Below are 12,566 nucleotides of genomic sequence, written 5' to 3'. Positions count from 1 at the left end.
AAAGATCGGGGCAGGTAGTTGAAGAAGTTGCTTATCATTCATTTATATCGTAATATAAGATAAATTCGTAAAATACGATATAGTGAGGGATCCTATGTTAAAAGAAATCGGCCAGTTAAATCAATTATGGACGGATATTTACTATCAATTACGTTATAAACACCAAGAAAAAATTACTCACCAAAGCATAAGGATTTTACAAGTTATTCAAAAAGAAAATGACGTAGGCATAAAAGAAATTGCTAAAACAATTCATGTGTCTCACAACACAGCCTCAGAGCATATTAAACGGTTATTAGAAAAAAAGTATGTAATTAAAACCCGCAGCATCAAGGATGAGCGAAAGGTAGTTCTAAAGCTTACTGACTTGGGAGGCGACGTATTGCACCGTCATTCCAGTCTGGATGAAGAAAAGCTTAAACAACTTCTATTTGAAAAAATGAGTAATGAGGAAAGGAAACTGATCTTAGAAGCATTTACCTTATTAAAGGAGAGGGCAGAAGATGTTCACAACAGTTAAAATTATTGTTTCAGCCATTATAATTGGCATTATTACAGAAATATCACGAAGGTATCCTCAACAAGGCGGAATCATTGCAGCTTTACCAATAGTTAGCGTTTTAAGTATCTTTTGGCTATATATACAGGGTGAGCATAAGGAAACATTAAGTGAATTTGCTTTAGGTGTGGCTTGGGGCATACCGGCAACAGTTGTGATGTTATTGATTATAGGGACAGCACTAAGACATTCCTTTCACTTATTTGTTTCAATTGGTCTAGGAATAATAGGTTGGCTTATATTTTTATTTGCTCAAGATATAATAGTTAAGCATATAGTTAGCTAACATTATTTAGCGAAAAGTGGAAACATTTATAGTGTTTAATATTTAGGTGAATCCATGAATGAAATTCATTACCAGAAGCTGATCAGCAGCTTCTTTTCTTTGGAGCAAAAAAAGCAGGTTATTTAAAGAAGAAGTGATAAAAGCTTAGGCTATTCCCTTAATTAGTAGTAAGAGGAGGTATTTAACATCTACGTACTGCTTTTTTCTAAGTGAGACGGTTAGCGAAGAACAATATGGGAAATACTAAAAGAATGAAAATCTTACCGAATTTTCAGAAAAATGCATTGACGGGAAAACAAGGTTGTTATATATTATTATTAAGTTAAATTTATTGTTATATAACAGAAGGAGGATTCTAGATGATGAACATTTATGATAAAGCTTATGAAAGTTATTTAAAGATTTGTGAAAGATATGAAATCGAGTCGATAAACATCGACCATTTCATCAAAAATTTAACTAAAGATCAGTTGGATGAATACAGTAAATTAGCCGTTTAAACGAAAGGACGTGATTGCACAAGATGGACCTCCCGGTTGATGTAGAAGCCAGTTAGAAACCCCACCAGTCGCTATGGGAACAGGTGGGGTTTTGTTATGTTTAAAATCCAGACTGTAATCATTCAAAAAAGAAACCGCCGGAGAAGGTCTTCTCCAGCCGTTTCTTTTAACTTCCCCGATACACTTGATAGCCCCATGGGGAAACGAGCAGGGGCACATGATAATGAGAGGATGGGGAAGATAGTCCGAAACGAACGGGTACCTGGTCCAAAAAGGGCGGATCAGGAAGCTCGATGGACTTATTCCGGAAGTAATCCCCGATATGAAAAATGATTTCGTAGTTTCCCCTTTTAGTGTTTTCTGCGTTCAGCAGCGGGGCGTCGAGCCTCCCGTCTGTATTTGTGACTGCTGACTTGAGCAGCTGCCAGTCAGCGGTGGATGATTCGGAAAAGTATAATTCTATCGTCACGTTTTCGGCAGGCCGGCCATGCATTAAATCCAATATATGTGTTGTAATCCCTGGCATAAATACTCCTTAACCGATGTTTTCTTCAGCAGCAGCCAGGATTTTGTTATTTTCGAGATTTTCTTTTTTAACGGTGAAGACCTGAAAGCCATATGGCGGGCGCGGCTCTGTATATACTTTTCCTTTGGATTCCGGGATTTCGGAAACGGCTGTATCCCATGTGTGGTTTTGGGATTCGAATGTAACTTCAAGAAGCTGAGGGAATCTGGTTAAAATACGGCAGCCGATTTCATAAATCAGATTTTGGATCGAAGGGGTCTCCATTTCATGGAAAACGGATGTAGCAATATCGATCACCTGTTCAGCAGCCACGTATTTAGTAGGATCCACGGCGAATGCATCTTTTTGATCCTCATAGACCCAATGGAGATTCAAATAGATAAAAAGCGGACGATTTCCATCTTCGGGAAGCGTCGTATATTCATCACGGATAAAACCGACAAAAGAGTTCCCGCTTACTTTGATTAATTGGAGGTCAAGGATGGAACTGCTTTGCTGAACGATTTCGCTGCCGTTTTCCCCGCGGATGATTTCGACGGCTGCCTTGGCCCGCTCGTTGCGGGACTTTTTGAATACAAGGTCACTCGGTTTCAATTGAAGATCCGTCGCTTCAGTCACAGCTTCGAAAGGGATATCCTCGGCAATCAATTTAACCGTATCGATTTGAGGATATTTGTTAAGGAAGGCTTCTGACACATATGAAGCAAAACCTTCTAATGTTGCTCCTTTGAATGTGGCTAAATGCCGTTGGATGAAGTTTTTCATCGAATCTGTCGCTATGACCATGGAATTGTCCCCTTCTGTGAAGGAGGGAAGAAAAGAGGAGCCGCCAACGGAAACTTTTACATTGGTGCCAAAAATGATATGATCTCTGCCTGAAAAAGTGGATTCTGGTATTTGTTTGATTCCGGTTAAAGGCTTTGAATAGGTCCTATAGGCAAAAACATTTCCTTTTCCATAACTTAGTGTTTGTGCGGATGATTTATTTTTCATTGAATTCTCTCCTTCGATTTTGATTTTATCCTGTAAACGAAATAGGGCAATTTTATGAATTTCAGATAGTGCCTTATCGAACTCTATTGTTTCTGAATGGTGAATCCTTGTCTTCATCGATTGATATATGTCATTTTTATCTTTGCCGCGTACAGCCAGGATAAATGGAAAGCGGAATTTATTCATATATTGCCGGTTCAATGATATGAAACTTTCATATTCTTCGGCAGTAAGGTCCTTTAAACCGGCGCCGCGCTGTTCCTTAGTCGAATCATCACTCATTTCAACTTTGTCCCCTAGGTTCGGGTGCTTCCTGATTAATGTTAACTTTTCTTCCTTGGACGAATTGCTTACAATGTCCACCATGCATCGATGCAGGTTGATTATGGATGAAAATGGTCTACTGGCTCCCGATTTTTCTGCAATCCAAGGTGAATGTTCGAAAGTATCACCAAGGAACTTCGTGAACTCCTCTTCGCTTAGTGCATTTAGTGACTTAAGAGTAATCATGCTAAAGGCTCCTTTTTAAATACTTTTTGCCATGAATTGATCTGCATCAGCGATGGTACTATCTGCCGCCTTTTTCCTTCGCGGTGTCAAGATTACATTCAGGATGATGGCTGTCAGGCTTCCTGTGATGATTCCATCCCCGACAACGATACGGATTGCTTCCGGCAGGCTTGAGAATAACTCGGGAACGACGGTGGCGCCCAGTCCGAGTGAGACTGAACAAGCAATGACCAATAAATTAGCATTATCCGAGAAATCGACGTCATTCAACATTTTAATTCCTGATGAAACGACCATTCCGAACATGACGACGGTAGCACCCCCGAGAACGGCAGTAGGAATCAGGGTAGCGAGTGCTGCGATTTTCGGTACAAGTCCAAGCCCGATTAAAATGAAGCCGGCTACAATGGTGATTGTTCTTTTTTTTACACCGGATAATTGAACGAGGCCTACATTCTGGGCGAATGTACTATAAGGAAAGGCATTGAAAATCCCGCCTAAAGTGAAGGCAAGGCCTTCTGCCCGGTAGCCCCTGACAATATCTTTTTCACTCAATTCCCTGCCGGTTATTTTTCCGAGAGCAAGGAATGCGCCAGTGGATTCGACAAGGATGACTGTGCCAACCAACATCATCGTAAGTATGGGTGCTATTTCAAAGCTGGGTGTACCGAAGTACAAAGGAGCGGGAATATGGAACCAAGAAGCCTCGGCAACGGTGGAAAAGTCCATCTTCCCAAAAAACGTTGAAGCGATCGTTCCTGCTATGATGCCAATCAGAACGGAGATAGAGCGAATGAACCCAGTAAAGAAGCGATTGATTAACAGAATAACGGCGAGGACTCCTAAAGAAAGCATCAAGTTCTCGGCTGAGCCAAAGTCTTTGCTGCCGGAACCGCCAGCCATATTCTTTATGCCGGTGGGCACTAAGGATAATCCAATGATGATGACAACGGTACCGGTCACGACAGGCGGGAATAATTTAAGCAGTTTACCAAATATGTTGGAGAAAAAAATGATGAATAATCCAGCGGCGATGATTGATCCATAGATTGCGGAAATGCCATAATTGCTGCCGATGGATATCATGGGGGTGACTGCGACGAAAGAAGTTCCCAAAACTATCGGGAGGCCAATGCCAAAGTATTTATTTTTCCAAGATTGCAATAATGTAGCGATGCCGCAGGTCAATAGATCAATGGCAATAAGGTAGGCTAACTGTTGAGAATTGAATCCCAATGCCCCGCCGACGATGATCGGCACCAATATGGCACCGGCATACATGGCAAGAACGTGCTGAAGACCTAACGAGAAGGCCTTGGACTTGTTAATTCTGTCATTCATAAAAAAACTCCCTTCTACAATAGCATGTCATTTTATATCACGTGATTTTGTTATGATTAATATCATCATAATAAAAAATCAGAAAATTGTCATTAGTTAGATTAGACAATTTTTGGTTGTGGATATAGACAACTTGCATAAAGTGATGGGAGGCTTTCGTTTTATATTTTAAGTAAGGATTTAATGCGAAGGGCAAGCCGTATCTGGAGTGTGGTCTCCGAATCTTTCAGGCTCTTGCCGAGCAACTCTTCGCATTTCTCGAGTCTGTATACAACTGTATTTCGGTGTACGAATAACCTTTTGGCCGTTTCGGATATTTGACAATGAGTTTCGAGATAGACGTTTAATGTCTGTAATAAGGACTGCTCCTCCCCGGTGAAAACCTTTGAAAATCCCTGTAGTGCATAATGGTGAAAATTCATGAGGTCTTCTTCGGGGATGATCCTCAATAATTCCATAATATCCTTCGTTCGGAATATTTGGATGTATTCGGTCCTTTTCGAAAGACCTCCTTCGAGAAGAGAGTCGTTCGCTTCTTTGTAAGCGTTCTTGGTCCGTAAAAAACTCTGGCTCAAATGGCTCACTCCGAAAGAAATCGTGCGGCCGAACTGGCTGGCTGTTATCCTTTGCAATGATTTTAGCGAGGTTTCGACAGTTTGGAGAACGTCGGCAGAGACTTCATTCACTTCATATAAAAGAATGCATTTCTTGCCTTTGGTAAAGAGATGAATGGGATTGGGTGATAGGAAAAGTTCATCTTCCAAATACTCGTATATCGAATCAGCCCTTCGTTGCAGCTGTGTGTAACTTATGTCCGAATCGGATTCATCGATCTTTCCGACTGCGCATATATAGGTTTGTTCATTGTGTAAGGAAAACTCCTTTGCCCGATTTATAATTTCCTCTTGTGAGGAGAAGCTGCCATCGAGAAAATGAAGGAAGAAATCATTTCGGATATTCCGATCATGCTGTTTAAGGGCGTGTTCTTTCATCAAGGCAAAAGAAATGACATTCGTTGCCTGTTCGACCGTCAATGTTATGAGGTTATCGCTAGTCTTGATTTCACCTGATATCGTCAAATAACCAAATTTTTCTTCATTCATAAAGATGGGGAAGATGGTATAGGGCTTTTTATTGGAAAGGGACGAAAATGAAAAGAAAGACGTTTTGGTTTTGTGGAATGAGAATCCCTCTTCGCTTATTTTTTTGATTATTGGAATAATTCCGGCAGTGGAGGTTGGTTGGAATATCGGTTTTAGGTACTGGTCAACTAATAAGATGGGGTATCCAATCAAATACGATAAATGATCAAGCAGCTTTTGAATCCCTTTGCCGCGCATGATTAAGTTAGTGAATTGCTTATGTATTTCCATGGCGAAAGTCAATTCCGCTGCACGTTGATCCAAAATCCCCCGTAACGTATGATTGATGATTTCCCCGAGTGACAATTCGGCCGGAAGTTCAATGATTGGAAAGGATAAATCATTGGCAAGAACCAGTGCCTCCTCAGGTATTTCCTTTAGGTACCTCTTTGTCTTTATTCCCAGGGCTGCGCAGCCTTGGCTTGCCATCGATTCGACGAGTGATGACAAGAGGTGCGGCTTGTCCTTTATGTGATAAGCCGTCGTTACAAGGAATTCATTTGGTTTTAGAAAGTTGATGATATCGGGAGCATCCATCATATTGACTGTTTGGACTTCCCGTTCCATCCCTGATCCTCCGGCAATTACATGCATGCCGGTTAATGCTGGCAATGTTAAAAGTTCAGCTACCTTCATTTGAAACACCTCATTTTGAAAAATTAGAGTATTTAGTGTAAGTGTATAAATACAGGGGAAATGAATCGGTTTTCAATTAGTGCATGTTACGGATATTAGTCTGATCCCTCCGTTTGCTAACGTGCTTTGCGGATTTTCATTATCATATCATACAAACCCTTTGATATATCCTACAAATTTCATTGTTTGGATTGACGGATAAATAAAAAAAATTTCATGTTAGATTTTATAACATTGTTGGTGACTTATTATCTTGATTTTGTTAATATTTATTAAAAATTAACGTGAGGATAGGGAGACGATAAAATGAGTGAAGGAACAGTTGCTTCCAGTAAGAAAAAAAGAGTAACGCCGTTTCCGAAAGAATGCACATTCAGCAAAGGGGACTGGGATGTATTATCGCAATATTGGTTTCCTGTGGCTGCAGTTGAGGAAGTATCGGAAAAACCGATAGGCATTAAACTTCTGGATGTGCACCTTGTCCTTTATCGTGCCAATGGGAAGATTATCGTTGCGAGGGACCTTTGTCTGCATCGCGGTGTGCCATTAAGCATGGGGTGGGTGGATGGTGATGATATCGTATGCCCATACCACGGTTTTAGATATGGTCCGGAAGGGAATTGTACGGGGATTCCTGCGCATCCCAACGCTAAAATATCCCCGCGTCTTTGTATTAATATTTATCCCGCGATAGAGCGCTACGGCTTGGTTTGGACTTCGATTGCGAGCGATAAAGAGGGTATTCCGAAGTTACCGGCTTGGGATGATGAGGAATATTTGAACATCCTGCCGCCGTCCATAGACATCGCCGGTTCAGCCGGTCGGCAGATGGAAGGTTTTTTGGATGTGTCCCACTTTGCTTGGGTTCATTCGGAAAGCTTCGCTGATCGTAACAATCCTATCGTTCCTAGTTATAAGGTGGAAAAAACGGAGTATGGCCTGCATGTGGAATACGTAAGTTCCGTCAGTAATTACGGAAAAGGTATGCGGCATTTAGAACCTGCCAACTTTGAGTGGCTGCGTGTATTTGATATCTATCCACCTCTGGCGGCCAGGCTTACTGTCCATTTCCCAGAGGATGGAAAACTTCACATCCTGAACTGTGCCAGTCCGGTTTCGGCACGAAAGACAAGAATGTTTTCGCCGATGGCCCGTAACTTTGATTTAGATGCCCCGGTTGAAGATACTTATGAATTCAATTTGCAGATTTTCAATGAAGATAAGGAAATGGTGGAAAATCAAAAGCCAGAGGAGCTGCCTCTCGATTTGCAAGCGGAAGCGCATATCGCGGCAGATAAGACGTCGATCGCTTATCGTCAGCTATTGAGGGAATTGGGCTTAGGCTCAAATTATACAAGTTGATAAAAAGAGGGTGTCCGGTTTAATGGGCGCTCTCTTCTTTTATTGGCTTGCTTTCAGTTGGTTATTTTGCACAAAAAAACACCGAAATACTCACAGAATTGTCAATGAAGTTAAATGCGAAAACAAGTAAAATAATAGATAACATAAATTTGTGAATATTCATAACATGAATGGATATTGAGAAGGGAAGCGATGTGATGGGCATTCAAATCGAAACATTCATAGATGAAAAGGATGATGTTGCGTCGATGATAGAATGGTTGGCATCTTTCGGGGCAACGAAGAGTAATGGGGTGACCCGGTTATTATATTCCAAGGAATGGATGAGCGCTCAGCAGGCAATGAAAGCGGAGATGGAAAAAGGAAACCTTATTACATATTTTGATAGTGTAGGCAACTTGTTTGGCAGGCTTGAGGGAACAGATCCCTCCAGTGGATCCATCCTGACCGGTTCTCATATAGACACGGTCAAAGATGGGGGGAAATATGACGGCGCATATGGGGTCGTCGCTAGTTTCCTGGCAGTTAAGAGGTTGTATAAAGCCTATGGGCAGCCGCGAAAGACGATTGAAGTCGTTTCCTTTTGTGAGGAGGAAGGAAGCAGATTTCCCTTAACGTTTTGGGGGTCAAGGAATATTAAAGGAATCTATAGTCTTGAGCATGTCAGGGATTTAAAGGATACTGAAGGAATTCCTTTTTTGGAAGCCATGAAAAAATCAGGGTTTGAACCTGAAGCCTATAAAACCCCGGTCCGCGATGATATTGAACGGTTCGTCGAAATTCATATAGAACAGGGGCTGGTGCTTGAAAAGAATGAGAATGCAATTGGGGTCGTCAGCCATATTGTCGGGCAGCGCCGTTATACGGTTAAAATCATGGGTGAGAGTGATCATGCGGGCACCACTCCTATGTCCTATAGGAAGGATGCAGTCGGTTTTGCTTCTGAATTCATTTCTTTTTTAACGAAAAAAGCGAAGGGCATGGACCCGGGTTTAGTTGCGACGGTTGGCAGAATGGATGTTAAACCTAATGTTCCGAATGTCATTGCTGGTGAAGTGGAGCTCAGTCTCGATATTAGGCATCACAAGGAAGAGGTTCTTGAAAGGTTTTGTAAGGAAATCTTTTCAACTTTCGATTCCTTGGCAAAGAAAGCTGAAATGAAGCTGGAGGTTTCGCAATGGATGGATGTCAAACCTGTTGCGATGGATCGGGAAATGAATCGCCTTGTCCGAAAGATAGCGGAAGATAAAAATATACCTTACCAAGATATGGTCAGCGGAGCCGGGCATGATGCACAGGTGTTTGGTTCGTATTGTCCGACTTGCCTGCTGTTCGTTCCAAGTAAGGGGGGGATCAGCCATTCGCCTAAGGAATTTACGAGTGTTGCGGATATGGAAAAGGGAATCGACGTTTTAAGTGAAATACTATATAAATTAGCTTATTAAAAGGAGTGGTTAAAATGGCATATTCAGAATTGAATGCACCGATGAGAACGATCATGACACCAGGCCCTGTCGAAGTGGATCCGCGTGTTTTAAGGGCGATGAGCACACCGATATTAGGGCAATTCGATCCAGCATTCACTACCATCATGAATGAAGTGATGGAAATGCTGCGTTCGGTTTTTCAAACGAAAAATAAATGGGCGTTCCCGATAGATGGCACCTCTAGATCGGGTAATGAAGCGATTCTATGCAGCATCATTGAGCCGGGAGATAAGGTCCTAGTTCCTATATTTGGTAGATTCGGTCATTTATTGGTCGAAATCTGTGAGCGATACGGAGCTGAAGTCCATACGATGGAATGTCCTTGGGGAGAGGTGTTCGATCCGCAAGCTGTCATCGCGGAAATCAAGAAAGTCTCCCCTAAAATAACAGCGATCGTTCATGGGGAAACTTCCACTGGTTGTATGCAGCCTTTGAAGGAAATCGGGTTGGCCTGCCGTGAATTGGGTGTCCTGCTTGTGGTGGATGCGGTTGCATCGATCGGGGGCACCGATGTTAAGGTGGATGAATGGTGTATTGATGGGTTGATAGGAGGGACACAAAAATGCTTGTCCGTTCCTTCAGGTATGGCACCAATTACGTATAATGAGAGAATAGAAGAAATCATCCAGTCCCGTAAAAAGGTGGAACGTGGTATTGCAACGGATGAAGATAACCAAAAGGTTTCCGTCCGCCGTCCGATCACCAGTAATTATTTCGATTTAAGCATGCTGCAGGATTATTGGGGACCGCGCCGCTTGAATCACCATACAGAAGCGACTTCCATGATTTATGCGTTACGTGAAGGATTGCGTCTTGTGCTTGAAGAAGGTCTGGAAATGCGTTTTGCCCGTCATGAACTCCACGAAGCTGCTCTCGTTGAAGGGATCAAGGCAATGGGGTTAACGTTATTCGGGGATGGAAAAAACAAACTTCCATGTGTAACCTGCATCGAAATTCCAAAAGGAATCGACGGTGAAGCTGTAAGAGCCATGCTGTTGAATGAATTCAGTATCGAGATCGCGTCCTCATTTGGTCCGCTTCACGGAAAAATTTGGAGAATTGGGACCATGGGATTCAGTTGCAGGAAAGAAAACATTCTCTTTGTATTGGCCTCCTTGGAAGCTGTCCTTTTGCGCCAGGGGTTCCAAGTTAATCGGGGAGAGGCTCTGCAGGCTGCACTGGATGTGTATGTAGGAAAGACGGAGAAAGTACTTGCATCAAGGGAATCTCTTTGATTATAAAAATATTTTGGGGGAGTGGTCCGTGTGTCTAGATATGATCTTATTATCCGCAATGGATATGTAGTTTTTCCTGATGAAGTGAAGAAGGCTGATCTTGCCATCCAAGATGGGGTGATTGTTAAGGTCGGGGATCGTCTGGATGGTAAAGCGGATGTAGAATATGAGGCGGGTGGCCAGCATATCTTTCCTGGTATGATTGATGTACATGTGCATTTTAGCGAACCTGGCCGCGCTCATTGGGAAGGCTTTGAAACAGGATCGCAAATGATGGCAGCGGGAGGCTGTACCACCTATTTCGATATGCCATTGAATGGAATCCCTTCAACGATTGATCGAAAGGCTCTCCTTGAAAAGGGCAAGCTCGGTGAGATGAAGTCGGTTGTAGACTTTGGGTTATGGGGAGGACTGGTCCCGGGAAATATCGATGATTTAGAGGATCTCGCTAAATCCGGAGTCATCGGATTTAAAGCCTTTCTTTCAGCGACGGGAAATGAGGAGTTTGAGCGGGCAGATGATTTCACCCTTTTACATGGAATGAAGAAAATAGCGGAATTGGGAAAGGTCTTGGCCCTTCATGCGGAAAGTGATCCGATCACTCAGTGGTTTAAGCGGGAAAAAGAGAAGGATGGGCTATTCAGTGCGAATGATTATGCAGCTACAAGACCTGTGCAAGCGGAAGCGGAGGCTGTGGAACGTGCCATTACATATGCAGATTTAACGGGCTGTCCGCTGCACTTTGTCCATATTAGCAGTAGTTTGGCCGTCGAGAAAATTGAATCGGCCAAACATAAGGGGCTGGATGTGACGGTAGAGACGTGTCCGCATTATTTATTATTCAATCAGGATGACTTAATAGAAAAAGGCGCGGTTGCAAAATGTGCACCCCCACTAAGGGAAAGAGAAGAACAAGAAAGATTGATTACCCGTTTAATGGAAGGGAAATTCGATATGATTTCTTCCGACCACTCACCATGCCCTTTTGAACTGAAAGATCCTGCAAAACATAATATTTTTGAAGCGTGGGGCGGAATAAGCGGGGGGCAATTTTCGTTGATGTCGATGATAGAGTTGGCTGTTTTACATGGTATCCCGCTTCATAAAGTCGCTGAGTGGACAGCTTCAGCCCCGGCAAAAAGGTTCGGTCTCTCTTCTAGGAAAGGACAAATTAAGGAGGGGATGGATGCCGACCTTGCCATCGTTTCCCTTAATGGAACGCATGAAGTTTCGGAAACGAATTTCTTCGCGAAACATAAGCAAAGCGTTTATATGGGCCATACCTTTCCTTGCCAAATCACGGCTACCATTAATAGAGGGAAAATAGTTTACGAGAATGATGTAATAAGTGAAAGGAAGCGTGGGGAGTGGCTAAAAGTGATAGATACCAGCATGGCGGTCAATAACTAGGTAGAAGGCTTAAGAATGAGGGGGATTCCAAATCGGGAATCCCCCTTTTTATAAGCTCTGCGTATGTTTTATGGGCAAATTAAGGGAAAAGAAACCGGACAAGTGGATTGCTTGTCCGGTTTCAAAGGTTACTTATTCAACTTGGTCGACGAAATATTGATTTTTTCTGTATACCATCGCTTCCATGGTTGCAATCAATTCCCTTTCATTTAATACGTCTATTTTATACCATGCCAGTTTATGGGTTTTCTTGATTTCATTCGCTCTGGCAGTTAAAGTCTCACCCCGTTTGCCAGCTGATAAGAAGTTGATGTTGTTTGAAACGCCAACTGCTATTTTGCCATATGAATTGCTGGCTGCAGCGAACACGTAATCAGCAAGTGAAAAGATAATGGCACCGTGAACCGTTCCGTGGCTATTTAGCATGTGGTCACTTGGAATCAATTCTGCTTCCGCTGTGCCGGGACCGAGTTTCGTCAATCTCATCCCCAGAAAAGAAGCGTATGGTTCGTCGACCAGTACTTGTTTGATTTGATCGTAATGCAATTCGTGAATATCCTGATCTAAATGTGTGGCCAT

At 42.6% G+C, this 12,566-nt stretch carries 12 protein-coding genes; 7 read left to right on the top strand and 5 right to left on the bottom strand.

Annotated features, from left to right (window positions below; all coding sequences use genetic code 11):
* Nucleotides 1-94 precede the first annotated feature (94 nt).
* From ACFVS1_RS16715 to ACFVS1_RS16705, 3 genes are all read left to right on the top strand, one after another.
* The gene (locus tag ACFVS1_RS16715; protein ID WP_387548884.1) at nt 95-520 is read left to right on the top strand and encodes a MarR family winged helix-turn-helix transcriptional regulator; all 426 of its coding nucleotides are present in this window, start codon (nt 95-97) and stop codon (nt 518-520) included.
* On the top strand, nt 504-845 hold the full coding sequence (locus ACFVS1_RS16710; RefSeq protein WP_387548882.1) for a DUF3147 family protein: 342 nt from the start codon (nt 504-506) through the stop codon (nt 843-845). Before ACFVS1_RS16715 ends, ACFVS1_RS16710 begins: the two co-directional genes overlap by 17 nt.
* Nucleotides 846-1,204: 359 nt before the next feature.
* Complete coding sequence (locus ACFVS1_RS16705; protein WP_153246179.1) at nt 1,205-1,345, top strand: hypothetical protein; 141 nt, start codon at nt 1,205-1,207, stop codon at nt 1,343-1,345.
* A 166-nt stretch (nt 1,346-1,511) separates the two neighbouring features.
* On the opposite strand, the gene uraH is transcribed toward ACFVS1_RS16705, so the two are convergent.
* From uraH to ACFVS1_RS16685, 4 genes are all read right to left on the bottom strand, one after another.
* Complete coding sequence (uraH, locus tag ACFVS1_RS16700) at nt 1,512-1,871, bottom strand: hydroxyisourate hydrolase (protein WP_387548880.1); 360 nt, start codon at nt 1,869-1,871, stop codon at nt 1,512-1,514.
* 9 nt (nt 1,872-1,880) lie between these two features.
* The gene (gene pucL / locus ACFVS1_RS16695) at nt 1,881-3,374 is read right to left on the bottom strand and encodes a factor-independent urate hydroxylase (RefSeq protein WP_387548878.1); all 1,494 of its coding nucleotides are present in this window, start codon (nt 3,372-3,374) and stop codon (nt 1,881-1,883) included.
* Nucleotides 3,375-3,389: 15 nt separating this feature from the next.
* The gene (locus ACFVS1_RS16690; RefSeq protein WP_387548876.1) at nt 3,390-4,715 is read right to left on the bottom strand and encodes a nucleobase:cation symporter-2 family protein; all 1,326 of its coding nucleotides are present in this window, start codon (nt 4,713-4,715) and stop codon (nt 3,390-3,392) included.
* Between the two features lie 161 nt (nt 4,716-4,876).
* On the bottom strand, nt 4,877-6,493 hold the full coding sequence (locus ACFVS1_RS16685) for a PucR family transcriptional regulator (RefSeq protein WP_387548874.1): 1,617 nt from the start codon (nt 6,491-6,493) through the stop codon (nt 4,877-4,879).
* A 306-nt stretch (nt 6,494-6,799) separates the two neighbouring features.
* On the opposite strand from ACFVS1_RS16685, the gene ACFVS1_RS16680 reads away from it, so the two are divergent.
* The 4 genes from ACFVS1_RS16680 (at nt 6,800) to ACFVS1_RS16665 (ending at nt 11,987) form a co-directional block, all read left to right on the top strand.
* On the top strand, nt 6,800-7,855 hold the full coding sequence (locus tag ACFVS1_RS16680; RefSeq protein ID WP_352922296.1) for a Rieske 2Fe-2S domain-containing protein: 1,056 nt from the start codon (nt 6,800-6,802) through the stop codon (nt 7,853-7,855).
* 197 nt (nt 7,856-8,052) lie between these two features.
* Nucleotides 8,053-9,300 carry an allantoate deiminase gene (gene allC / locus ACFVS1_RS16675; protein WP_352922294.1) on the top strand — a complete coding sequence of 416 codons (1,248 nt, stop codon included), beginning with the start codon at nt 8,053-8,055 and terminating at the stop codon, nt 9,298-9,300.
* Nucleotides 9,301-9,314: 14 nt separating this feature from the next.
* On the top strand, nt 9,315-10,577 hold the full coding sequence (locus ACFVS1_RS16670; protein WP_352922293.1) for a pyridoxal-phosphate-dependent aminotransferase family protein: 1,263 nt from the start codon (nt 9,315-9,317) through the stop codon (nt 10,575-10,577).
* 30 nt (nt 10,578-10,607) lie between these two features.
* Entirely contained in the window at nt 10,608-11,987 is a 1,380-nt protein-coding gene (locus ACFVS1_RS16665) for an allantoinase (RefSeq protein WP_387548871.1), read from the top strand.
* A 132-nt stretch (nt 11,988-12,119) separates the two neighbouring features.
* Here ACFVS1_RS16665 and ACFVS1_RS16660 read toward each other — a convergent pair whose 3' ends face one another.
* The gene (locus ACFVS1_RS16660; protein WP_387548869.1) at nt 12,120-12,566 is read right to left on the bottom strand and encodes a PaaI family thioesterase; all 447 of its coding nucleotides are present in this window, start codon (nt 12,564-12,566) and stop codon (nt 12,120-12,122) included.

Origin of the sequence: Peribacillus sp. NPDC058075, assembly GCF_042885195.1 — a bacterium.
In the GTDB taxonomy this organism is placed as follows: Bacteria; Bacillota; Bacilli; order Bacillales; family DSM-1321; genus Peribacillus.
Note: the sequence above shows the minus strand (reverse complement) of the source record. Positions and strands in the feature narration are given on the sequence as shown.